This window comes from Pseudomonas sp. H2_A10 (assembly GCF_054680085.1).
This window is the reverse complement of the sequence record NZ_CP162821.1, coordinates 4,662,123-4,683,793: the sequence shown is the minus strand read 5'-3', so window position 1 is coordinate 4,683,793 and position 21,671 is coordinate 4,662,123. Positions and strand designations below refer to the sequence as shown.

The 21,671-nt window shown below is 63.5% G+C and carries 20 protein-coding genes; 9 read left to right on the top strand and 11 right to left on the bottom strand.

Annotated elements, in window-relative coordinates; all coding sequences use genetic code 11:
- Window positions 1–14 precede the first annotated feature (14 nt).
- The 3 genes from AB4O23_RS21690 (at window position 15) to AB4O23_RS21680 (ending at window position 4,097) form a co-directional block, all read left to right on the top strand.
- On the top strand, window positions 15–1,898 hold the full coding sequence (locus AB4O23_RS21690; protein ID WP_065878557.1) for a feruloyl-CoA synthase: 1,884 nt from the start codon (window positions 15–17) through the stop codon (window positions 1,896–1,898).
- On the top strand, window positions 1,895–3,136 hold the full coding sequence (locus AB4O23_RS21685; RefSeq protein ID WP_068932199.1) for a thiolase family protein: 1,242 nt from the start codon (window positions 1,895–1,897) through the stop codon (window positions 3,134–3,136). Before AB4O23_RS21690 ends, AB4O23_RS21685 begins: the two co-directional genes overlap by 4 nt.
- Before the next feature lie 247 nt (window positions 3,137–3,383).
- Window positions 3,384–4,097: a GntR family transcriptional regulator gene (locus AB4O23_RS21680; RefSeq protein WP_017528279.1), complete on the top strand. Its 714-nt coding sequence runs from the start codon at window positions 3,384–3,386 to the stop codon at window positions 4,095–4,097.
- 6 nt (window positions 4,098–4,103) lie between these two features.
- Here AB4O23_RS21680 and AB4O23_RS21675 read toward each other — a convergent pair whose 3' ends face one another.
- From AB4O23_RS21675 to AB4O23_RS21665, 3 genes are all read right to left on the bottom strand, one after another.
- On the bottom strand, window positions 4,104–5,054 hold the full coding sequence (locus AB4O23_RS21675; RefSeq protein WP_460084490.1) for a PDR/VanB family oxidoreductase: 951 nt from the start codon (window positions 5,052–5,054) through the stop codon (window positions 4,104–4,106).
- Entirely contained in the window at window positions 5,051–6,091 is a 1,041-nt protein-coding gene (locus AB4O23_RS21670) for an aromatic ring-hydroxylating oxygenase subunit alpha (RefSeq protein WP_137220203.1), read from the bottom strand. Before AB4O23_RS21670 ends, AB4O23_RS21675 begins: the two co-directional genes overlap by 4 nt.
- Before the next feature lie 258 nt (window positions 6,092–6,349).
- On the bottom strand, window positions 6,350–7,837 hold the full coding sequence (locus AB4O23_RS21665; protein ID WP_460069192.1) for an aldehyde dehydrogenase family protein: 1,488 nt from the start codon (window positions 7,835–7,837) through the stop codon (window positions 6,350–6,352).
- A 236-nt stretch (window positions 7,838–8,073) separates the two neighbouring features.
- On the opposite strand from AB4O23_RS21665, the gene AB4O23_RS21660 reads away from it, so the two are divergent.
- Window positions 8,074–9,243, top strand: a complete 1,170-nt coding sequence (locus tag AB4O23_RS21660) for a p-hydroxyphenylacetate 3-hydroxylase oxygenase component (RefSeq protein WP_017528283.1) — start codon at window positions 8,074–8,076, stop codon at window positions 9,241–9,243.
- A 56-nt stretch (window positions 9,244–9,299) separates the two neighbouring features.
- A complete protein-coding gene (locus tag AB4O23_RS21655; protein ID WP_017528284.1) occupies window positions 9,300–10,232 on the top strand; it encodes a p-hydroxyphenylacetate 3-hydroxylase reductase component in 933 nt (310 codons plus the stop codon).
- A 106-nt stretch (window positions 10,233–10,338) separates the two neighbouring features.
- On the opposite strand, the gene AB4O23_RS21650 is transcribed toward AB4O23_RS21655, so the two are convergent.
- A complete protein-coding gene (locus AB4O23_RS21650; protein ID WP_017528285.1) occupies window positions 10,339–11,667 on the bottom strand; it encodes an alginate export family protein in 1,329 nt (442 codons plus the stop codon).
- A 289-nt stretch (window positions 11,668–11,956) separates the two neighbouring features.
- Here AB4O23_RS21650 and AB4O23_RS21645 point away from each other — a divergent pair, with 289 nt between their 5' ends.
- The 3 genes from AB4O23_RS21645 (at window position 11,957) to feaR (ending at window position 15,095) form a co-directional block, all read left to right on the top strand.
- Window positions 11,957–13,456, top strand: coding sequence for an APC family permease (locus tag AB4O23_RS21645; protein ID WP_065877794.1), 1,500 nt, complete (start codon window positions 11,957–11,959; stop codon window positions 13,454–13,456).
- Entirely contained in the window at window positions 13,437–14,021 is a 585-nt protein-coding gene (locus tag AB4O23_RS21640; RefSeq protein ID WP_137220223.1) for a DUF3156 family protein, read from the top strand. Before AB4O23_RS21645 ends, AB4O23_RS21640 begins: the two co-directional genes overlap by 20 nt.
- A 111-nt stretch (window positions 14,022–14,132) precedes the next feature.
- On the top strand, window positions 14,133–15,095 hold the full coding sequence (feaR, locus tag AB4O23_RS21635; protein WP_017528288.1) for a transcriptional regulator FeaR: 963 nt from the start codon (window positions 14,133–14,135) through the stop codon (window positions 15,093–15,095).
- A gap of 96 nt (window positions 15,096–15,191) precedes the next feature.
- Here feaR and AB4O23_RS21630 read toward each other — a convergent pair whose 3' ends face one another.
- The 6 genes from AB4O23_RS21630 to AB4O23_RS21605 form a co-directional block, all read right to left on the bottom strand.
- Complete coding sequence (locus AB4O23_RS21630; protein ID WP_135196987.1) at window positions 15,192–15,962, bottom strand: SDR family oxidoreductase; 771 nt, start codon at window positions 15,960–15,962, stop codon at window positions 15,192–15,194.
- On the bottom strand, window positions 15,955–16,755 hold the full coding sequence (locus AB4O23_RS21625) for an SDR family NAD(P)-dependent oxidoreductase (protein ID WP_460069197.1): 801 nt from the start codon (window positions 16,753–16,755) through the stop codon (window positions 15,955–15,957). Before AB4O23_RS21625 ends, AB4O23_RS21630 begins: the two co-directional genes overlap by 8 nt.
- Window positions 16,748–17,569 (bottom strand): molybdenum cofactor biosynthesis F family protein, encoded by an 822-nt coding sequence (locus tag AB4O23_RS21620; protein ID WP_026067288.1) that lies wholly within the window; start codon window positions 17,567–17,569, stop codon window positions 16,748–16,750. The genes AB4O23_RS21625 and AB4O23_RS21620 overlap by 8 nt, the downstream gene beginning before the upstream one ends.
- 85 nt (window positions 17,570–17,654) lie before the next feature.
- On the bottom strand, window positions 17,655–18,314 hold the full coding sequence (locus AB4O23_RS21615; RefSeq protein WP_223497212.1) for a response regulator transcription factor: 660 nt from the start codon (window positions 18,312–18,314) through the stop codon (window positions 17,655–17,657).
- Window positions 18,315–18,370: 56 nt separating this feature from the next.
- Entirely contained in the window at window positions 18,371–18,736 is a 366-nt protein-coding gene (locus AB4O23_RS21610) for a cupin domain-containing protein (RefSeq protein WP_017528293.1), read from the bottom strand.
- 32 nt (window positions 18,737–18,768) lie between these two features.
- The gene (locus AB4O23_RS21605; RefSeq protein WP_017528294.1) at window positions 18,769–20,067 is read right to left on the bottom strand and encodes an NAD(P)/FAD-dependent oxidoreductase; all 1,299 of its coding nucleotides are present in this window, start codon (window positions 20,065–20,067) and stop codon (window positions 18,769–18,771) included.
- A 231-nt stretch (window positions 20,068–20,298) separates the two neighbouring features.
- On the opposite strand from AB4O23_RS21605, the gene hpaR reads away from it, so the two are divergent.
- The gene (gene hpaR / locus AB4O23_RS21600) at window positions 20,299–20,721 is read left to right on the top strand and encodes a homoprotocatechuate degradation operon regulator HpaR (RefSeq protein ID WP_017528295.1); all 423 of its coding nucleotides are present in this window, start codon (window positions 20,299–20,301) and stop codon (window positions 20,719–20,721) included.
- A 136-nt stretch (window positions 20,722–20,857) separates the two neighbouring features.
- On the opposite strand, the gene hpaI is transcribed toward hpaR, so the two are convergent.
- Window positions 20,858–21,661 carry a 4-hydroxy-2-oxoheptanedioate aldolase gene (gene hpaI, locus AB4O23_RS21595; RefSeq protein WP_017528296.1) on the bottom strand — a complete coding sequence of 268 codons (804 nt, stop codon included), beginning with the start codon at window positions 21,659–21,661 and terminating at the stop codon, window positions 20,858–20,860.
- Window positions 21,662–21,671 lie beyond the last annotated feature (10 nt).

Below are 21,671 nucleotides of genomic sequence, written 5' to 3'. Positions count from 1 at the left end.
CGGAGGACATCCTTGTGAGTTCCGAATTCAGAGCGCAACCCCAGCCCGAGCAGCACCCGCCGCGATACCGCGCGGTGTCCATCGGCCATGCGCCGGTCGAGGTCACTGAAGAACAGGGCGTGCTGCATATGCGTTCGCTGGAACCCCTGGCCGAGTTGCCGCCGCGCTTACTCGACCGGCTGGTGCATTGGGCGCAGGTGCGGCCCGAGCAAACCTTTATCGCCGCACGCCAGGCCGACGGCGCGTGGCGCCGCGTCAGCTACCGGGAAATGCTCGACAGCGTGCGCGCCATTGCCCAGGGTTTACTCGGTTATGGGCTGTCGGCGCACAAGCCGTTGGCGCTGCTGTCGGGCAACGATATCGAGCATCTGCAGCTCGCGCTCGGCGCCATGTATGCCGGTATTCCCTATTGCCCGGTGTCGCCCGCGTACTCATTGTTGTCCCAGGATTTCGCCAAGCTGCGGCATGTGTGCGACCTGCTGCAGCCGGGGCTGGTGTTCGTCAGTGATGCGCTGGCATACCAGCGCGCGATCGACGCCGTGTTGCCGGCCGACACCCCGCTGATCTGCGTGCGCGGCCAAGTGTCGGGGCGCAGCCAGGCAAGCTTTGCGAGCCTGCTGCAAACGCCGGGTGGCGCCGAGGCCGAGGCGGCGTTTGACGCCACCGGGCCGGACAGCATCGCCAAATTTCTCTTCACCTCCGGCTCGACCAAGTTGCCCAAGGCGGTGGTCACCACCCAACGCATGCTCTGCGCCAACCAGCAGATGCTGTTGCAGACGTTTCCGGTGTTTGGCGAGGAACCGCCGGTGCTGGTGGACTGGCTGCCGTGGAATCACACCTTTGGCGGCAGCCACAACGTCGGCATCGTGCTCTACAACGGCGGCACGTTTTACCTGGACAATGGCAAACCCACCGCCCAGGGCATTGCCGAGACCCTGCGCAATCTCAAGGAGATTTCGCCCACCGCCTACCTGACCGTGCCCAAGGGCTGGGAAGAGCTGGTCACGGCCCTGGAACAGGACGCCGAGTTGCGCGAGCGCTTTTTTGCGCGAATGAAGCTGTTCTTTTTTGCGGCCGCCGGTCTCTCGCAACGGGTCTGGGACCGCCTCGACCGAGTGGCCGAGCAGCACTGTGGCGAGCGCATCCGCATGATGGCCGGGCTGGGCATGACCGAAGCCGCGCCGTCCTGCACCTTCACCACCGGGCCATTGTCGATGGCCGGTTACATCGGTTTGCCGGCACCGGGGTGCGAGGTGCGCCTGGTGCCGCTGGACGGTAAGTTCGAAGGGCGCTTTCGCGGGCCGCACATCATGCCGGGCTACTGGCGGGCGCCCGAGCAAACCGCCGAAGTATTCGATGAGCAGGGTTTTTACTGTTCGGGCGATGCGATCAAGCTCGCCGACCCTGAGCGGCCGCAACTGGGGCTGATGTTCGACGGGCGCATGGCCGAGGACTTCAAGCTGTCTTCCGGGGTGTTTGTCAGCGTCGGCCCGTTGCGCAATCGCGCGGTGCTCGAAGGCTCGCCGTACGTGCAGGACCTGGTGATCGCCGCGCCGGACCGTGAATGCCTGGGGGCCCTGGTTTTTCCCAGGCCCTACGAATGCCGTCGCCTGGCGGGCTTGAGCGTTGATGCCAGTGACGCCGAGGTACTGGCCAGCGCGCCGGTGCGCCAGTGGTTCGGCGACTGGTTGCAGCGCCTCAACCGCGAAGCCACCGGCAATGCCAGCCGCCTGGAGTGGATTGCCGTGCTCGACGAACCGGCGTCCATCGACCGTGGCGAAATCACCGACAAAGGCTCTATCAACCAGCGCGCAGTGCTGCAATGGCGCGCGGCCAAGGTCGAGGCGTTGTATCGCGGTGAAGACCCGACGATCCTGCGCGCCGAGCCCAAGGCGTGAGCGGCGCCGGGCAGTACGCGGCGTTTGCCGATGTAGCGATTTTCGACGCGGTGCGCACGCCCTGGGTCGACCTTGGCGGGGCGCTGTCGCAAGTGTCGCCGATCGACCTGGGCATCAAGGTCGGCCGCGAGGTGCTGGCCCGCGCCGGCATCGAAGCGCAGGCGGTGGACAGCGTACTGGCCGGCTCCATGGCCCAGGCCAGTTTCGATGCCTACTTGCTGCCACGGCATATCGGGTTGTACAGCGGTGTGGCGCAAGCGGTCCCGGCGCTGGGGGTGCAGCGCATCTGCGCCACCGGTTTCGAGCTGTTGCGCCAGGCCGCCGGGCAACTGCGCGATGGGACGCAACTGGCGTTGTGCGTGGCGGCTGAGTCGATGTCGCGCAACCCGATTGCCGCCTACACCCACCGGGGCGGGTTTCGCCTGGGGGGCGAGGTGCAATTCAAGGATTTCCTCTGGGAGGCGCTGTACGACCCGGCCCCGGCGGTGGACATGATCGCCACTGCCGACAACCTGGCGCGCCGTTACGGCTTGAACCGCGAGGCGGTGGATCGGTATGCCTGCGACAGTCATCAGCGCGCATTGCAGGCGCAACGTGATGGGGCCTGGGTGGAAGAGATCGTGGCGGTGGAGAGCCAGGTATTCGAACTTGAGGGGTACCAGCCGAGGGGGATCAGCCTGGCGCGCCAGGCCGGTACGGTCAGCGTGGACAGCCACCCACGGCCTACCGACCTGGGCGCCCTGGCGCGTTTGCGCGCGATTCATGCCGACGGTGTGCAAACCGCCGGCAACAGTTGTGCGGTGGTCGACGGCGCGGCGGCGGCGCTGGTAGGGCGGGCCTGCGACAGTACGCGCCCGGCGCTGGCCCGGCTGGTGGCCAGTGCGGTGGTGGGGGTGGCCCCGGAGTTCATGGGCATCGGCCCGGCCCCGGCGATTCGCCTGCTGTTGCAACGCAGCGGGCTGAGCCAGGGCGATATCGGCCGCTTCGAGATCAACGAGGCCCAGGCCGCGCAGGTGCTGGCGGTGGCCCAGGCGCTGGAACTGGACAGCACACGGCTTAACGTCGAGGGCGGCTCCCTTGCGCTCGGGCATCCGTTGGCCGCCACCGGGCTGCGGCTGGTCATGAGCCTGGCTCGGCAACTGCGTCGGCACCATTTGCGTTATGGGATTGCGGCTGCGTGCGTGGGGGGCGGGCAGGGGATGGCGTTGTTGATCGAAAACCCGGCCTGGCACCCGTGACGGCTCGGGAGCCGGCAACTATCTGACTGACATCGCGCGATCTAAATGTGAGAGGGGGCTTGCTCCCGATAGCGGTGCATCAATCACTCAGTGGTCGGCTGACAGACTGCCATCGGGGGCAAGCCCCTGCCACATTTTGATCTCCATACATCAGGTAGACCTCAGTCTGTTCTGGCTCTGGCGTTCGTCTGACGGCACCGCAGGCTTGCGGTACTATGGCGGCCCACGTTTTCTGGAAGTTGCCTGGATGAGTAAGCCCGGTCAATTGGTGCTGGTTGCGCTGCGCAAGATGATTGCCAGCGGCGAGTTGGCGGCAGGCGAGCGCTTGATGGAGATCCCCACGGCGCAACGCTTTGGTGTGTCGCGCATGCCGGTACGCATGGCGTTCCGTACCCTGGAGCAGGAAGGGTTGCTGGTGCCGTTTGGCGGGCGCGGGTATCAGGTGCGTTCGGTCAGCCCCGACGATATTGCCGGGGCGGTCGAAGTGCGCGGTGTGCTTGAAGGCCTGGCGGCGCGCCAGACCGCTGAGCGGGGCTTGTCCGACGAGGCGCGCAGGGTGCTTGAGCGTTGCCTGGTCGAAGGCGATCAACTGTTCGACAAGGGCTACGTCACCGAGGACGACCTGGAGGTCTACCACGACCTGAACATGCGTTTTCACCAGGTCATCGTCGAAGGCAGCCACAACCCGGCGATTGCCGATGCGCTGGCGCGCAACGATCACCTGCCGTTCGCCTCGGTGACGGCGCTGGCGGTGGACCGTGAGGACATGGCCCGCGAATACCGGCGCTTCAACTATGCCCACATGCAACACCATTCGGTGTTCGACGCCCTGGTCAATCGCCAGGGCGCCCGGGCCGAAGCCATCATGCGCGAACACGCCAATGCAACCTTGCGCTACGCCGAGATCTTCAGCAGCGCCACCGCCGATGCACGCATGAAGGTGATCTTGCCCGCGTCGTGACGCGGTTCAGATATCGAGCACCAGCAGCGCGGTTTTTGCGCGTGAGCAGCACGGCGTGAACTGGTCATTCAGGGCTTGTTCCTGCTCGGTGAGAAACAGGTCGCGGTGTTCCGGTATGCCTTCCAGCACGCGGGTCAGGCAGGTGCCGCAGATGCCTTGTTCGCAGGACACGGCAATCTCGATGCCGTGGTGTTCCAACACCTGGACCACGCTCTTGTCGGCCGGTACCTCATAGACTTGGCCGCTGCTGGCGATCCGTACCGAAAAGCTGCCGTCCAGGCTGTTGTCCACCGGCGCCGCCGAGAAGTATTCGCGGTGCAGGCAGTCCTCCTGCCAGCCCTGGGCGCGGGCGCTGTCGAGCACATGCTGCATGAAGCCGCCGGGGCCGCAGACATACAGGTGCACTTCGTCCGCCGGTGCCGCCAGTACCTGGGCGGTATTGAGCGCCGTGTCGGGTTGCTCATCGAAATGCAGGAATACCCGCTCGGCAAACGACGAATCCTTGAGGCGCTGCACAAACGCCGCGCGTTCACTGGCGCGGGCGCAGTAATGCAATTGGAAGTCGGCCCCGCCCTGGGTCAGGCGTTCGGCCATGCACAATATCGGCGTGATGCCGATGCCACCGGCGAACAACAGGCTGCGCCGGGCTTCATGGACCAACGGGAACAGGTTGCGCGGTTCGCTGATGGTCAGGCGGGCGCCTTCATGCACCTGTTCGTGCAGGCTGCGCGAGCCGCCCCGCGAGGCAGGGTCATTGAGCACGCCGATCAGGTAGCGATGGCGTTCCTCAGGGTGATTGCACAGGGAATACTGACGGGTCAGCCCATCGGGCAGGTGCACATCGATATGCGCCCCGGCACTGAACGGCGGCAAGGGTGCGCCATCGACACGGGCCAGTTCATAGCTGCAAATGTCCAGCGCCTCGACGCGCCGCGACGTCACCACCACCTCGATCATGATGGATCTCCGGCGCGTTCGCGCCCGATCAGGCGCTCCAGGACCTTGCGCGACTGCACGCCACCAGCGTCGATATTCAGCTTGAGCAGGTTGCGCGTCGGGTGAGCGAGCAGGTTCTGTTGCTGGCGTTCGAGCATCTCCAGGTCTTCGCTGAAAATCTTGCCCTGGCCTTCGCGAATGCTGGCGGTGAGTGCTTCATCACGAGGGTTGAAATTGCGCGCCATGCCCCAGAAGTACCAGATCGACGTGTCGGTCTGCGGGGTGATGAAATCCACCACAATGCTCGCCGCCTTGTGTTCGGGCGCGGCGTGGTAACCGCCCTTGCCGGCATGGGCCACGCCGACTTCGATCAGCACATGGCTGGGCGGGGTAAAGCGACAGATCTGCCAGCGATCCACCGGCACGTCATCGGCCAGGTTATTGCCGCGCAGGGCCATGCGCCAGAACGGCGGCGCCATGATGTTTTCCATATGCCGGGCGGTGACCACTTCGTCGCCTTCCACCGTGGTCACGGGCGGCGCCTCGTCGATTTCCTTCTGGCCGATGCTGGAGGCATGCACGTAGGTTTCGTGGGTCAGGTCCATCAGGTTGTCGATCATCAGGCGGTAATCGCACTGGATATCGAACAGCCCGCCGCCATACGCCCACTCGTCACTCACGGCCCATTCCAAGTGATGAATCAGCGCAGGGTCGGCCTGGGCCTGATCACCCGGCCATACCCAGATAAAGCCGTAGCGCTCAACCGCCGCGAAGGTCTTGTTGCAGGGAAAACCGCGTACCCGCTGGCCAGGCATCTCAACCGTCTTGCCATCGCAGCCCATCACCAGGCCGTGATAGCCGCACACCAGGTTGCCGTTCTCGACATAGCCCAACGACAACGGCGCGCCACGATGGGGGCAGAAGTCCTCGACCGCCACCACCGCGCCTTCCAGGCCACGATAAAACACCATTTTTTCACCGCAGATCTGCCTGCCCAGCGGCTTGTGCGCGATTTCATCGGGGGTGCAGGCGACATACCACGTGTTCTTGGGGTACATGGTGACTCTCCAGGCAATGGATTATTTTTATTTGTTGGATCCATTAGATTGGAGGGGTAGGGGGTAGTCAAGCTGTTAAAGGGGGTTTAATGGGCGATTATCGAACAGCCTATTAATTAGTGGATCCATTAGTGAGGTCCATGTGGGAGGGGGCTTGCTCCCGATAGCAGTGGGTCAGTGACAGATCCATTGACTGACACACCGCTATCGGGAGCAAGCCCCCTCCTTCATTTGATTCCCGGTATAGCCGGATTATCGTCAGTAACGAATCATCACCGACTTCAACTCGGTGTACTCCTCGATAAACGCGCCGCCAAACTCCCGGCCCACCCCCGAGCACTTGCTGCCCCCAAACGGCACCGCCGGGTCCAGCAACGTATGCATATTCACCCACACCGTACCCGCTTCAATGGCCGGCACCATCCGCAGCGCCTTGCCCAAATCATTAGTCCACAGGCTGGCGCTCAAGCCATAGGGCGTGTTGTTCATCAACGCCAGCAGTTCCTCCTCAGTGTCATACGGCAAAAACGTAGCGATCGGGCCAAAGGTCTCTTCGTTGAGCAAGGTGTCGTTGACCCCATTGGCCAGGATGATCGTCGGTTCGACGTAGCAACCCGGCCGGTCAAGCAGCCTGCCGCCGTGCACGATGCGGTTGTTTTGCGCTCGTGCCTTGTCAAAGAACGCGCCCAGTTTGAGTTGATGCTGACGGTTGGCGACCGGGCCGAACTCGGTGCGCTCATCCAGCGGCGAACCGATGTTCAGCGCGCTCAAGCGCTGCGCCAGTTTGTCCATGACCGCGTCGATCTGCGAGCGATGCACAAAGAAGCGTTCGGCCGCGGCGCAGATTTGCCCGGAGTGCAAAAAGCCCGCCTCGATGATGCCGTTGACCGCCGTTTCCAGGTCCACATCGGGCAGGAACCCCGCCGAGTTTTTCCCGCCCAGTTCCAGGGTGGCGCGGGTCAGCCCGGCGCCCATGGCGCTCTGGCCCACGGCAATGCCGGTGGGCACCGAGCCGGTAAACGACACCTTGTTGGTGCCGGGGTGTTCGACCAGCCCTTTGCCCACCAGGTCGGCGCCGGTCAATACGTTGAGCGCACCCGGCGGCAGCCCGGCCTCCATCGCCAGTTCGGCGATGCGCAGGATGGTCAGCGGCGTGAACTCACTGGGCTTGATAATGATGCTGCAACCGGTCACCAGCGCCGAAGCGAGTTTCCACAGCGCGATCATGGTGGAGAAATTCCACGGCACGATCCCCACCACCACCCCGACCGGCTCGCGCAGGGTGAAGGCGGTGTAGCGTTCACCGGCGAACGAGGGCAGTGAGGGGGTGATGGTCTGCCCGGTGATCTTGCTGGCCCAGCCGGCGTAGTAGCGCAAAAAATGCGCGGCCTGGTCGACTTCGAAGGCGCGGGAAATCTGGATGATCTTGCCCGATTGGCAGGTTTCGATCTGCGCCAGTTCTTCGCGGTGCTGCTCCAGCAGGTCGGCCAGTTTGAACAACACCGTGCCGCGTGTCGCCGGGGCGACCTGGGACCATTGTTTGAAACCACGGCGCGCGGAGGCCACGGCTGCGTCGATGTCGGCCGCGTCGGCGTCGGCGACCTGGGCGATGACTTGGCCGGTGGCCGGGTTGATCACCTCCAACGTCTGGCCGCAGTGGCTCTGTACGTAGCCACCGTCGATAAACAGCGCGTGTTGTCGACGCAAAAACGCTTCGACCTGAGGCAGCAGTGGAATATCGCTCATGGGGTTTTCCTGGTCGTGAACAAAGAAAACCCCGAGGTTAAGCCACCGCTTCATGCCAGGCTTGACTGTGCCTGCCGCGTGCTATGTCTGTGGCTGCCAGGCCTATGAAAAGTGCAATCTTGGCTGTGGAACGTGCATTTTATGCCCCAGGGGCGCCCGCCATACTGGCCCTGCATCCGGCGCCCCGCCTCGATTCCTGTGGTTGTCCGGACATCCAATAATAAGCAGGGCCATCCATGAAAAAGCCAAACCCGCTCCTTGAAGACCTCAAGTCCATCCTGCCGACCATCGCGGCCAATGCTGCGCAGGCTGAACAGCACCGCCAGGTGCCCGCCGAGAATATGGCGTTGCTCAAGGGCATCGGCCTGCATCGTGCGTTCCAGCCCAAGGCGTTCGGCGGCATGGAGTTGTCGCTGCCACAGTTTGCCGACTGCATCGCCGCGCTCGCCGGGGCATGTGCCAGTACCGCCTGGGCCATGAGCCTGTTGTGCACCCACAGCCATCAGCTGGCGCTGTTCTCGGCCACCCTGCAACAGGAAGTCTGGGGCACCGACCCGAACGCCACGGCGAGCAGCAGCATCGCGCCCTTTGGGCGTACCGAAGAGGTCGAGGGCGGCGTGCTGTTCAGCGGTGAGATGGGCTGGAGCAGCGGCTGCGACCATGCCGAGTGGGCGATTGTCGGTTTCCGCCGGCCCAATGCCGAAGGCACGCAGGACTATTGCTTCGCCGTGCTGCCGCGCAGTGACTATCAGATCCGCGACGACTGGTTTGCCGCCGGCATGAAAGGTAGCGGCACCAAGACCCTGCTCATCGACAAGGCCTGGGTGCCGGAGCACCGTATCCAGAAGGCCAAGGACATGATGGAGGGCAAGTCCGCGGGCTTTGGCTTGTACCCCGACAGCAAGGTGTTCTACTCGCCGTACCGTCCGTATTTTGCCAGCGGCTTTTCCACCGTGAGCCTGGGCGTCGCCGAGCGCATGCTCGCTGTGTTCCGCGAAAAGACCAAGACCCGCGTGCGCGCCTACACCGGGGCGGCGGTCGGCGCGGCCACGCCGGCGTTGATGCGGCTGGCCGAGTCGACGCATCAAGTGGGCGCCGCGCGTGCGTTTCTTGAAAAGACCTGGGCCGATCATGCCGAGCACAGTGAGCAGCAGCGCTACCCCAGCCGCGAAACCCTGGCGTTCTGGCGCACCAACCAGGCGTACGCCACCAAGATGTGCATCCAGGCGGTGGATCGCCTGTTTGAAGCCGCCGGCGGCAATGCCTGGTTCGAACACAACGAGATGCAACGCCTGTTCCGTGACTCGCACATGACCGGCGCCCATGCCTACACCGACTACGACGTGTGCGCGCAGATCCTCGGCCGCGAGCTGATGGGCCTGGAGCCCGACCCGAGCATGATCTGAACCCGTCTTTGATAACAACAATCAGGGCTGCGCCTGACGCAGCCCGGGAGTCTTGCATGTCTGAATCGACCTTCGACCCACGCGCCTTTCGCCGCGCCTTGGGCAACTTTGCCACCGGCGTGACCGTGGTCACCGCCGCCGACGCCAGCGGGCGCAAGGTGGGCGTCACCGCCAACAGCTTCAACTCCGTGTCGCTCGACCCACCGTTGGTGTTATGGAGTATCGACAAACGCTCCAACAGCCATGAAGTGTTCGAGCAGGCCAGTCATTTCGCGGTCAACGTGCTGGCGGCGGACCAGATCGACCTGTCGAACAATTTTGCCCGGCCCAAGGACGATCGCTTCGCCGAGATCGAGTACCAGCCAGGCGAGGGTGGCGCGCCGGTGTTCGCCGATTGTTCGGCGCGGTTTCACTGTGAGAACTACCAGCAGGTGGACGGCGGCGATCACTGGATCATGATCGGCAAGGTGGTGGCGTTCGATGACTTCGGGCGTGCGCCGCTGCTCTATCACCAGGGCGCCTACTCGATGGTCCTACCCCACACGCGCATGACCAAGCGTGACGACAGCCAGCCGCCGAGCAGCCATTTCCAGGGGCGCCTGAGCCACAACCTGTATTACCTGATGACCCAGGCGGTGCGCGCCTACCAATCGGCCTACCAACCCCGGCAACTGTCCACCGGCCTGCGCACCAACGAGGCGCGCATGCTGATGGTGCTGGAGAACGACGCCCGGCTGAGCGCCGGCGACCTGCTACGCGAGGTGGCCATGCCGGTGCGCGAAATCGACGAAGCCGTGGCCAACCTCAAGCGCAAGGGGCTGGTGAGCGACGACGACAGCGGCGTGCGCCTGACCGCTGCGGGCGTGGAGCAAACCGAAGACCTGTGGGCGATTGCGCGCGAACAGCAGGACAAGGTATTCGCTGAGTTCACTGAGGCGCAGATCGAAACGTTCAAGACGGTATTGAAGCAACTGATCCGCCATTGCTGATTGCTGATTGCTGATTGCTGATTGCTGCATGTGGCAAGGGAGCATGCTGCATCAGCACACACCCCGGCGTGCCGCAGGCGCTGCGCGGGGCAGCGCCTGAAAGGGCTCAGAAGGGTACGGCCACGGTCAGTTGGCTGTAGAGGTTGGTGCCGTTGCCACCGACTTGGTTGCCGCCGGTGTCTGCGCCCTTTTTCGGTTGGTAGAGGCCCACCAGCGGGCTGATGATCAGGTGGCTGTTGACGGCCCATTCGGCGTAGAGGTCCAGCTCGCGAGCGTCCAGGTTCAGCGCATCGTGCTTGCGCAGGGTATTGAAATCGAAGTACAGCGCCGCAATCGTCAGGTTTTCCAATGGCGTGGCTTTGAGGCCGACATGGTGGACCCCGGTGTTGCTGTTGAACGGGCCGGCGTAATTGCCGGCCACTTCACCTTGGATCCAGGTGCCGTAGCCGGTGCTGAGTCCGGTGAACAGCGGGTCCCATTTTTGCGAATAACGGGTGTAGCGATAGGTCAGTTTCGGTGCCCAACTGACGTCGGCGAAGGTGTAGCCGGCTTCGCCGTACCAGGCTTTTTCCGGCCCGGCGTCCTTGTCCTGCCAAGCGTATTCGAAGGCGAAACTGGCGTTGTCGATGCCCGCGCTGCCTTCGCCGCGCAGGCTGTAGGTGTTCATGCCGTCGCGCTGTTTCTGGAAGTCGCTGGCCCATGGGTCGGTGACGCCCATGCCGTGAACCCAGGTCAACCCCAGCGTACCGGCCGCCGCCGTGTAGTCGAGGGTGCCCGCCGCCAGCTCGGTTTCGGCCTGGGCGCGGTTGTCGGATTTGAGCCACAGCACCGAACCATGCAGGCCATCCTGCCCGCCCAGGCGCAGGACCGCCGTGCGGTCGAAGGCGTGGCGGGCGCCGAGGTAGAAACCGCCCCCGCGGTTCAACGTACCGTCAGCCGGGCCCTTGCCCAGGTTGGGGCCGTCGTCGTTGATCAAAAAACCACGGCCAACCTTGACCACCTGGCGGCCGATGGAAAAATCCACCCCGTCCTTGCCCAGTGCCGGGAACAGCTCGGCCGAGCGCCACCCGAGGTACGCGTCTTCGATTTTTGTGGTGCGTTCCGAACCCACGGTATTGCCCCCCGCATCGCCGTCGCCCCAGGTGCCGGAGCTGACCCAATTGAGGGCGCCATAACCGGTACCGTACCCGGCCAGGCCCTGATCGCCGCTGACCCCGTACTTGATGAACCCTTCGCGCCAGGTCGAGCCGCCCGGCATGCCATTGTAGTTGTGGCGGCTGTTGAACATCCCGTAGACCGCCAGGAAGTCGGCGTTGAGGTGGGTGTCTTCGTCGGCGTACAGCGCGTAGGCCTGGGCCGACGAATGGGTGATCAAGAGCGCGATGCCCAGGCCGACAGCCTTGGACAACGTGCGGGTTTTGAGTGTGTGCTCCATTTTTATAATCCCCAGCATGGTTAGGTGGAGGGCGCATTAAGTGGCTGGGAGCGGGGGAAGTCTTTCATCTGCGTGCCAGGTAATTGATCCTGCCCGCCAAGCGGTGTGCCGTGGCAGACAGCAACAAAAGTGACGGCACACATGGGCAAGACGCTCGGCGCGTTGGAGGCGCACAGTGATTTTCGCTCGAGGCCGTTTCGATCAGGGACTGGCTGGGGAGGGCTTCAACGCCGGCTCCTTGTACGGCTCGATGCATCCAATCAGAAATCCGCTTTCGAGGATCCGCACCATGTCGATCAATGACCGGCTCACGCAGCATTTGAAACGAGGCAGCGTCGGCTTTCCGACCGCGCTGGCCAGCACCATTGGCCTGATCATGGCCAGCCCGGTGATTCTCACCGCGACCATGGGTTTCGGGATCGGCGGCAGCGCCTTTGCGGTGGCCATGCTGATTGCGGTGGTGATGATGCTGGCGCAGGCGACCACCTTCGCCGAAGCCGCCGCGATCCTGCCGACCACCGGCTCGGTCTACGACTACATCAATTGCGGCATGGGCCGTTTTTTTGCGATCACCGGCACCTTGTCGGCGTACCTGATCGTGCATGTGTTTGCCGGTACCGCTGAAACCATTCTGTCCGGGGTCATGGCGCTGGTGAACTTCGAGCACCTCAACACCCTGGCGGAATCCGCCGGGGGCTCGTGGTTGCTCGGGGTCGGCTTCGTGGTGGTGTTCGGCATCTTGAATGCCTTTGGCGTCAGCGCCTTCGGCAGGGCCGAGATCATCCTGACCTTCGGCATGTGGACCACGTTGATGGTGTTCGGCGTGCTGGGCCTGATCGCGGCGCCGGCGGTGCAACTGGAGGGCTGGTTCGGTGTGTCACTGGTGGGCACCGACGTGGTCACCGTCCTGTCATTGGTAGGCATGGCGATGTTCATGTTTGTCGGTTGCGAGTTCGTCACGCCGTTGGCTCCGGACTTGCGCAATTCGGCCAGGGTGATGCCCAAGGCCATGCTGTTGGGCTTGCTCAGCGTGGCCACCTGTATGTTTATCTACGGCGCGGCGATGAAGCGCCAGGTCGAAAACGTGTTGCTGGATGCCGCCACCGGCGTGCACCTGCTGGACACGCCGATGGCGATTCCGCGCTTTGCCGAGCAGGTCATGGGGCAGGTCGGCCCGCTGTGGCTGGGCATCGGTTTTTTGTTTGCCGGTGCCGCCACCATCAACACGCTGATGGCGGGCGTGCCGCGCATCCTCTATGGCATGGCCGTGGACGGCGCGCTGCCCAAGGTGTTCACCTACCTGCACCCACGCTTCAAGACGCCGTTGCTGTGCATCCTGGTGGCGATGCTGATTCCGTGCCTGCACGCCCTGTGGTTGGGCGGCAACGCTGACAACATCATGCATCTGGTGCTGGCGGCGGTGTGTGCCTGGAGTTTCTCGTACCTGCTGGTGACGCTGTCGGTGGTGATCCTGCGCATTCGCCGTCCTGATCTGCCACGGGCCTATCGCTCGCCGTTCTTCCCGTTGCCACAAATCCTGTCCAGCATCGGCATCTTGCTCGGGATGTGGTTCATCACCCCGCCGGGCATGAACCCCGCCGACATCTACGTGCCGTTCGGCGTGATGCTGGCGATTACCGCTGCCTACGCGCTGTTCTGGACATTGGTGGTGCAAAAGGTCAATCCATTCAAGCCGGCGTCGGTCGAAGACGTGCTGGCCAAGGAGTTTTCCCATGAGCCTGGCAACCTTTACAACGAGCCTTTCGAGCATGCTGCAAAAGCTGTCTGAGCTGTTCAGTGCGCAACGCGCCCCGGCCGGCTATCGGCCCGGGGTCACGCTTGAATACCTGCGGCGCAACCTTGGCCTGGCAAGTTTTACCTCCACCGGGCAGGCCAGTGCGGTGTTCAGCCTGGACGCCAGTGGCCTTGAGGTGACGATTGTCGAGCGCACCGAAGCGCAACTGCTGATGCACCTGGTGATGACCGAGTTCAGGATTCAGTTGCCCGCTTCACAGCAGGGCAGCGCACGCTGGGACCTGCACCACCGCGGGTCGATTCGGCGCACGGGGCTGGCGTGTCGGCAACGGGCGGGCGAAGCGACTTTGCTGGCCCGGCTGGAGGCTGCGTTGGCGGGTGATGCGTCGTTGCACGAAGCCCTGATGGCGCTGGATTTCAAGCACCTGCGCATCGAGTTGCAGGCACAGCAATGGCGCGTCCGGCTGGAGCACATGGGCGGCAGCGAAGTGGTCAACCGCATGCCGGCGTTTCGTCGTTACATCGCCCTGAGCCCAGCCCAGCGCGCCAGTCTGTTCACGGTGCTGGCGGGCTTGCAGCGAGTGCTGAGCGGGTTGTGATGAGTTGGCATCATTAGTGCTTTTACAGTTGGGATGCTGTGCTTGTTGCGCCTATATAGATAACATGTTAACTATTGGCCGACAAAAACAATAAGCCACTGTGGAGTTGCCATGAGCACCTATCAATCTGCGCACCATGGATTGGAAACCTGGACTCGGGATTTGCGCGCGGCCTGCGGCCATTTCGACACGGAACTGGCGTTTAACCGCTCACTGTTTATCGGTGAGGTGTCCAAGCGCGAGCGCGGTGGCCTGTCACTGGCCAACCTGCGCACCAATGCCGGGCTGATCAAGCGCGAACGACCCAACGCCGATCACGATAGGGACCAGCATTGTTTTCTCGTCAGCCAACGCAGTGGCTATTGCCAGATCACCCAGAACGGCCAGGTGGTGCAACTGGCCCCCGGCGACATGCTGCTGATGGACTCCACGGGCTCGATCGAGATCAGCCCGTTTGGCCTGATCGAACACGCCTCGCTGTCACTCTCGCGCAATGAAGTGTGCAAGCAACTGGGTGGCGCCGCGAAAACCTTCGGCAAGATCTCGTCGAGCAAGGCCTGTGGCCGCATGCTCCATGTGCTGATGGACCAACTGTGCCGGGAAGGGTTGGGCGACCAGGACCCGAACGAGGAGGCGCAGGCCCTGCAAGCGGCGTTTGTATCCTTGCTCGGTTCCGCCTTCGAAGCGCATGACGCGCCCGGTGAGGGCATGGCCTGCCTGCAGGGCAACAACCTGCGCAGCTATGTGCAGAAAGTCATCGACGAGTCGCTGACCCAGCCCGGCCTGAGCCCCGTGGGCCTGGCCAGTCGCTTGAATATCTCGGTGCGGCATTTGTACCGTTTGTTCGAAGAACAGGACGACAGTGTCTGCCGCTACATCCAGCGTGCGCGGCTCAAGCGCAGCGCGGATGACTTGACCAACCCGTTCCTCAAGAGCGAGTCGATCACCTCGATTGCCTACAAGTGGGGCTTCACCGACTCGGCGCACTTCAGTCGCTCGTTCAAGAAGCAATTCGAGCTGTCGCCCAAGGATTTTCGTTCGACCCATCTGCAACAGGCGGTGGGCGCGGTTTAGGTGGCCTTGTTTCACCTCAGGCAACATCACGGCTCGGGAGCAGGCAACTACCCAACTGATGCCCGCGATCCAACTGTGGGTTATGCCTGACAGGCCTTACTTCACTTCGGGCAACGTCGACCCGCCATCCACAATGATGGTCTGCCCGGTGATGTAGCTCGCCAGGTCCGAGGCCAGAAACAGCATGGCCCCGGCAATGTCCTGCGGCGCGCCGAGGCGGCCGAGTGGCACGCGGCTGGCGATGTCGGCGTTGACCTGAGCATCGCCCAGGTTGTCCATGGCCGGCGTGGCGATCATCCCCGGTTCCACGCCGTTGACCCTTACCCGGTTGCCGGCCAGTTCCAGTGCGGCACTGCGGATAAACCCGTTGACCCCGGCCTTTGACGCGGCGTAGTGGCTCAGCCCCGGATAGGCGACCCGTGGCCCGGTGACCGATGAGGTGACCAGCACGCAACCGCCGCCTTGACGCTGAAACATCGGCAAGGCGGCCTGGGTCAGCCAGAACAGCGCCGAGAGGTTGACCGCCAGCGTGCGCTCCAGCACGGCCGGGGTGATCTGCTCGAACGCGGTCAACGGAAAATAGCCAGCGTTGTGCACCAGGATGTCCAGGCGGCCCCAGTCGCGCTCGATGCCTTTGATCCCGTCGAACACCGCCGTCGCCTCGGCCAGATCGAGTTCGATGGCTTGGACCCTGCACCCCCGCGCAGCCAATTCGTCGGCCAACGCCTGGGCTTGCGCCCGACGCAGGTCAACGATCATCACGCGCGCGCCACGCAGCGCAAACGCTTCGACAACGGCCCGGCCGATGCCTTGCGCGCCGCCGGTGACCAGCACGCTTTTGCCGCTGAAATCGAGGTCTTCAGACATAGGGCTGCTCCATATGGGCGTAGGCCAGGGTCGGTACATCGACGATGCTCGAACCACCGTCGGCGACCACGCTGGCACCGGTGATGATCGAGGCGTCGGGGCCGGCCAGGAAGCGGCATACCCTGGCAATTTCTTCGGCGCTGGCGGGACGCCGCAACGGTACGTCGGCGCACACACGGGCGTAGGCCTGCTGCAGCGTATCGCCGTGGAAGTTCATCAAGGGCTGCATCTCCTCGTCGGCCATCGGCGTGGTGACCCAGCCAGGGCACACGGCGTTCACTCGCACGCCACGCGGCCCGTAGTCCCGCGCCAGTGAGCGGTTAAGCCCGAGCAGTGCATGTTTGGCGGTGGTGTAGCCGCACACCTCGGGCCCGGCGGCCAACGACGCGATGGAGCCCAGCAGCACGATGCAGCCGGCGCTCTCGATCAGCAGCGGCAGGCAGGCGCGGGCGCTGTAGAACGCGCTGTCCAGGTTGCTGCGCAGCGCCGCTTCCCAGGTGGCCGGGCTGGTTTGGCTGGCGCTGCCCACGCCATGCCCACCGGCACAGGTCAGCAGCACATCGAGTCGGCCATGGTGTGCGCGAATCTGTGCGACGAACCTGTCCCACGTATCCGGGCAGGCCGCGTCGCCGACCAGCACCAGGCCACCGGTTTGTGCGGCGACCTGTTCCAATGGCTCGCGACGCCGGCCGATCAGCACCAGGTTGGCGCCTTCGGCGGCATACAGCCGCGCGCAGGCGGCACCGATGCCCGTGCCGGCACCGGTGATGACCACGGTTCGGGCGTCAGGCATCGGGATACTCCGTATGGTTGAGGACCTGGCAGTAGGAACTGACCGGAAAGTTCGACAGCTCATCGAAGGACGCACCGGCGTAGCCGAAAATCTTGCCGTCGCTGCGGTGCTGTTGCAGATCGATCAACACCAGGCCGAGGGTCGGGATGATCTTTTCGCGCCAGACGAACAGGTACAACTGGTCGGCAATCTTGTAGTAGTGGCAGCGATCGGTATCGCACAGGCCCTGTTCGACACCCTTGATGCACTGCCAGGAGTAGAACTGATCGTTCAGGTAAATGTGCTCGTAGACCTCGCTGGGGCTGTAGCGGTACAGGTTGCGCAAGCCGGTCAGTTCCTGGGTCGGTGCGTGCGGGCACTGGCCAGCCTGCCAGGGTTGATTCAGGCTGCCCTGTAGAAATTCCACGTGCACCGAGGTCAGGGCCTTGCCGGCCAGCGCGCGGCTGTACAGACCTTGTTCGGTTTGCTCGCGGCTCGGCATGCTGCCGATCACGGCGGTGAACGACGACGTGGCGGTATCCAGCACCAGGCTGATCGACCAGGCTTGCCCGGCTTCGTGCTTGATGAAATCGACCAGGTACAGGCCCGGACGCACCGAGGTGGCGCGGTAGGCGGCCGCACCGCTGGAGTGACCATCGGCGGCGTTCCAGTGCAGCGTGTCGGTTTCAAAGCGGTGCTCGATCTGCCAGCCGTTGGCGAAGTACAGCGTGAACGTCTTGCCGTTGAGGTCGGCCAGGTTGGGCAGGATAAAGGCTTCAGGGGCGAAACCGTCGGCAAGGGCGCCTACGGTGATCCAGTCGGATGGGGTGGTCATTGCATGGCTCCACGGGGTTGAGTTGACAACCCGGAGCATGCGGTGGGGAAGGGCGCGCGCCTATCAACCGAATGGTTGACCCCGCTTAAAGAAACAGCGCCGCCACCAGCTCGGTGCGGCTGCTGACGCCTGTTTTGCGAAACAGGTGAATCAGGTGGGTCTTGACGGTGGGCAGGCCGACGTCCAGCGCCTGGGCCAATTGTTTGTTGCTCGCGCCTTGGCGAAGCAACCAGGCGATCTGGCGCTCCTTGGGGGTAAGCCCGGCCAACCCGTCGTCTGTGGGCTGCATGTTAGCCACGGCCATTTGCAGCATCACCTGCAAGGCATTCAACTGGGCCAACTGGTCGAGGGTGAACACCCCTTGTTCAGCCGTGCGCAGCAGCGAGATGGCGGCCTGGGGCTGGTCGGCGCGATGGGCGACGATCTCCACCACATCGACCACCCCGTAGCGCGCCAGAAAGTCGCGGTAGCGGCGGCTGTCACGCAGCGGCTGCCGGGCCATGGCCAGCCCCAGCGGCACCACGGCGAGCCCGGTGGACAGGCAGTTGCGCGGCTGCAACGGATCGAATTGGCGGTAGTTGTCCAGGTAATCGCGGTGCATCTCACCGCTCATGCCCAGCAGCCTGAAATCACGGGCTTGCAGGTGGCGGTCGACGCAATAGAACGCCGCCTGGCTGGCGGGTACGAGTTGGGTGAAAGCCTGCAGGCAGTGGCCGGCGACTTCCTGGGCGGGGATGGCGTGCATGGTCGGTTACCTGCGCCGGAAAAAACGCTGCCGGCACACGCCGGCAGCGGGAGCGATCAGCCTACCGCAAAATAGTGCTTCACGAAGCTCTCGCTGACCACGTCCCACAGCACCGGTGTGCCTTTGGTCACGAACCAGCTGTCGCCGGCCTTGTAGCGGGTGCTCTGGCCGGTGCTTTCGTCGGTCAGTACCACTTCGCCGGTGACCACGGTGGCCTGTTCGGCGAACGGGTAGACCATGCGGAACTTGCCTTGGGTGGTGCCGAAATAGGCACTGCTGACCGGGTCGGTCGGGGCGCCGAAGGTCATCTTGCCGAAGGCCTTGACCTCGCCTTCGAGGATCTCGGAGCCGAGGTCGGCAACCGTGCCCCAGGGGTCGAGCTCCGATAATTGAATGTCTTTCTTCAGGGGGGTAACGGGCATGGCGGTTCTCCTGTGAATGAAACAGCGGGGGCTCAACGGCGACCGTTGAAGTAGCCCGACAGTTGGTGAAGGCTTTTGCCGGCGGTGAGCAGCAGCGGGCGGATATGGTCTTTGCCGAGGATCTGTGCGTGTTTGACCGAGCTGATCAGGTCATAGCGCGAAGAGCCTTCGCTCATGCCCTCGGCCAATACCTTGCAGATAATGTGGCTGGGCGTGACCCCGAAGCCGGCGTAGCCCTGCACGTAAAACGCGTTGGGGCGACCGCTGAGCGTGCCGATCTGCGGGAACAGGTTGGCCCCGGTCGCCATCGGCCCGCCCCAGGCCAGGTCGATCTTCACGTCCTTGAGGTACGGGAAAATCTTCAACATCAGGTTGCGGTTCCAGGCCTTGAGGTCCAGCGGGATGTGCTCGACAAAAGGCGTGGCGGCGCCGAACAGCAGGCGGTTTTCGCGGGTGACGCGGTAGTAGTCGATCACCGGGCGAATGTCGCTGTAGGCCCCGCGTATAGGGCTGATGCGGTTGATCATCTCGTCCGACAGCGGTTCGGTCATCAGTTGGAAGGCGTAGGTGTTGACGGTGGTCTGGTGCAACTCGGGTTCAAGCTTGTTGAGGAAACTGTCGCAGGCCCACAGCAACTTGGCGGCCCTGACCGAACCACGGCCGGTGCGCACGGTGATGCGCTCGCCATAGCTGATTTCCAGGGCCGGGCTGTGCTCGAAGATGCGCACGCCATGCCCGGCCAACGCCTTGGCTTCGCCCAGCAACAGGTTGAGCGAGTGCACATGCCCGCCGCCCATGTGCAGCAACGCGCTGCTGTAGGCGTCGGAACCAATGATCTGCTTGACCTCGGACCCCGCCATGAAGCGGATTTCGTCCTTGGTGTTGATGGATTTGAAGTCCTTCTCCCAGGCGCGCAGGGTTTTTTCCTGGCGGGCATTGAAGCCCATGTAGCCGTAGCCGTGGCAGAAGTCGGCGTCGATGGAATATTTGGCGATGCGGTCCTTGATGATGCCGGCGCCCAGCTCGCTGATTTCAAAGATCTGGCGCAGGCCTTCGTCACCGACTTGCTGCTTGATCTTTTCCAGGTCATGGCCGATCCCCGCCATGATTTGCCCGCCATTGCGGCCCGTGCCACCGAAGCCCAGGTAGCGCGCCTCAAGCACCACGATGTTGGTGATGCCTTTTTCGGCGAGTTCCAGCGCGGTGTTGATGCCGGAGAAACCACCACCAATCACCACCACGTCGGCGTCTACGTCCTGTTCGAGGGTCGGGAAGCTGAGGTTGTATTTTTTGGTGGCCGAATAGTAGGTGGGCGTTTCGATATTAATCATTGCGCAGCCTGGAAAAGTGAAGGGGAACTCACTGCAGAGCCGGGTTTGAGCTCTATGCTTGTTGGCTGCTATTAGGTGCCTTCCGCGCGTTAGGTGTCTTGATTCTGTGTGCCGCCGCGCTTGACCGTGGCTGCCACTGAAGCCTGCGTAAGGGTAAAGCTGCACACGGGGGACCGGTGCCGATGCTAGAATCTTGTTAATCTGTTAACTAAATATGACGTCGACCTTTATATGCCTCAATTGCGCCAATCCCTGACCCTCAGTTTGCTCCATGCGCGGGAAGCCGCCATGGGGTTTTTTCGTCCTTCATTGAACCAGCACGGGTTGACCGAGCAGCAATGGCGGGTCATCCGGATCTTGAGCCAGCATCCAGAGCTGGAGATCAATCGCCTGGCCGAGTTGGCCTGCATCCTCAAGCCAAGCATGACGGGGGTGCTGGTACGCATGGAGGCGGCGGGCATGGTCGAGCGGCGCAAGGCGCACCAGGATCAACGGCGCGTGCTGGTGCGGCTGGCCGAGAAGGGGCACGCTTGTTTTGCTTCGATGAGCCAGTGCATGGAGGCCAATTATCAGCGCTTGCAAGCGGGGTTTGGCGAGGAGAAGTTGCAGACGCTTCTGGGTTTGCTCAATGAGCTCAAAACCCTGAAGCGCTGAGCCGAGACTGCAACTGTTAGGACAGTCTGATACACCGCTATCGGGAGCAAGCCCCCTCCCACAGGGGATCTCCATTTATCTTGAGATCTTGCCGGGGCTTTAGGCCGAACACCTCAACCCCTCGCTATCGCACGCTCTAGTAAATAGCTCCCGCCGCGTTGGCGGGCGCCGCTGAACCCTTGAACGCTGCCGCCAGGCTTTGCAGCCCACGCATCAGCACCGTGGTGTCCACGCCCACCGCGACGAACGCCGCGCCCAGTTCGATGTAGCGCCTGGCCAATGCCGGGTCGGCACTGAGAATGCCGGCTGCCTTGCCGGCCTGGCGGATGCGGGCGATGGCGTCTTCAATCGCCGCCTGCACCTCGGGGTGCCCGGGGTTGCCGCGATGGCCCATTGAGGCGCTCAGGTCGGCCGGCCCGATGAACACGCCGTCGACGCCTTCCACGGCCGCGATGGCGTCCAGGTTGGCCAGGCCTTCGCGGCTTTCGATCTGCACCAGCAGGCACATTTGCGCATCGGCCTGGTCGAGGTAACCGGCGATGCTGTTCCAGCGCGATGCCCGTGCCAGCGCACTGCCGACGCCGCGCACCCCGTTGGGCGGGTAATGGATGGCGTTCACCAGTGCTTGCGCCTGCGCTGCACTTTCGACCATCGGCACCAGCAAGGTCTGCGCACCGATGTCCAGTACTTGCTTGATCAAGGCGGTATCGCCGATCACCGGCCGGATCACCGGGTGGCTGGGGTAAGGCGCTACGGCCTGGAGCTGGCCGAGCATGCCGCGCAGGTCGTTGGGCGCGTGTTCGCCGTCGATCAGCAGCCAATCGAAGCCGGCGTTGGCGGCCAGTTCCGCGCAGTAGGCATCGGCCAGTCCCAGCCACAGGCCGATCTGCGTTTCGCCGCTGCGCAGGCGTTGTTTGAAGGTGTTCACAGGCATATCCATCGAGCAATCC

Bases quoted from the DNA above. Each gene is read 5' to 3' on its own strand.
- AB4O23_RS21680 (WP_017528279.1), top strand. From the start codon at position 3,384: ATGAGTAAGCCCGGTCAATTGGTGCTGGTTGCGCTGCGCAAGATGATT.
- AB4O23_RS21675 (WP_460084490.1), bottom strand. From the start codon at position 5,054: ATGATCGAGGTGGTGGTGACGTCGCGGCGCGTCGAGGCGCTGGACATT.
- AB4O23_RS21670 (WP_137220203.1), bottom strand. From the start codon at position 6,091: ATGTACCCCAAGAACACGTGGTATGTCGCCTGCACCCCCGATGAAATC.
- AB4O23_RS21665 (WP_460069192.1), bottom strand. From the start codon at position 7,837: ATGAGCGATATTCCACTGCTGCCTCAGGTCGAAGCGTTTTTGCGTCGA.
- AB4O23_RS21660 (WP_017528283.1), top strand. From the start codon at position 8,074: ATGAAAAAGCCAAACCCGCTCCTTGAAGACCTCAAGTCCATCCTGCCG.
- AB4O23_RS21655 (WP_017528284.1), top strand. From the start codon at position 9,300: ATGTCTGAATCGACCTTCGACCCACGCGCCTTTCGCCGCGCCTTGGGC.
- AB4O23_RS21650 (WP_017528285.1), bottom strand. From the start codon at position 11,667: ATGGAGCACACACTCAAAACCCGCACGTTGTCCAAGGCTGTCGGCCTG.
- AB4O23_RS21645 (WP_065877794.1), top strand. From the start codon at position 11,957: ATGTCGATCAATGACCGGCTCACGCAGCATTTGAAACGAGGCAGCGTC.
- AB4O23_RS21640 (WP_137220223.1), top strand. From the start codon at position 13,437: ATGCTGCAAAAGCTGTCTGAGCTGTTCAGTGCGCAACGCGCCCCGGCC.
- feaR (WP_017528288.1), top strand. From the start codon at position 14,133: ATGAGCACCTATCAATCTGCGCACCATGGATTGGAAACCTGGACTCGG.
- AB4O23_RS21630 (WP_135196987.1), bottom strand. From the start codon at position 15,962: ATGTCTGAAGACCTCGATTTCAGCGGCAAAAGCGTGCTGGTCACCGGC.
- AB4O23_RS21625 (WP_460069197.1), bottom strand. From the start codon at position 16,755: ATGCCTGACGCCCGAACCGTGGTCATCACCGGTGCCGGCACGGGCATC.
- AB4O23_RS21620 (WP_026067288.1), bottom strand. From the start codon at position 17,569: ATGACCACCCCATCCGACTGGATCACCGTAGGCGCCCTTGCCGACGGT.
- AB4O23_RS21615 (WP_223497212.1), bottom strand. From the start codon at position 18,314: ATGCACGCCATCCCCGCCCAGGAAGTCGCCGGCCACTGCCTGCAGGCT.
- AB4O23_RS21610 (WP_017528293.1), bottom strand. From the start codon at position 18,736: ATGCCCGTTACCCCCCTGAAGAAAGACATTCAATTATCGGAGCTCGAC.
- AB4O23_RS21605 (WP_017528294.1), bottom strand. From the start codon at position 20,067: ATGATTAATATCGAAACGCCCACCTACTATTCGGCCACCAAAAAATAC.
- hpaR (WP_017528295.1), top strand. From the start codon at position 20,299: ATGCCTCAATTGCGCCAATCCCTGACCCTCAGTTTGCTCCATGCGCGG.
- hpaI (WP_017528296.1), bottom strand. From the start codon at position 21,661: ATGGATATGCCTGTGAACACCTTCAAACAACGCCTGCGCAGCGGCGAA.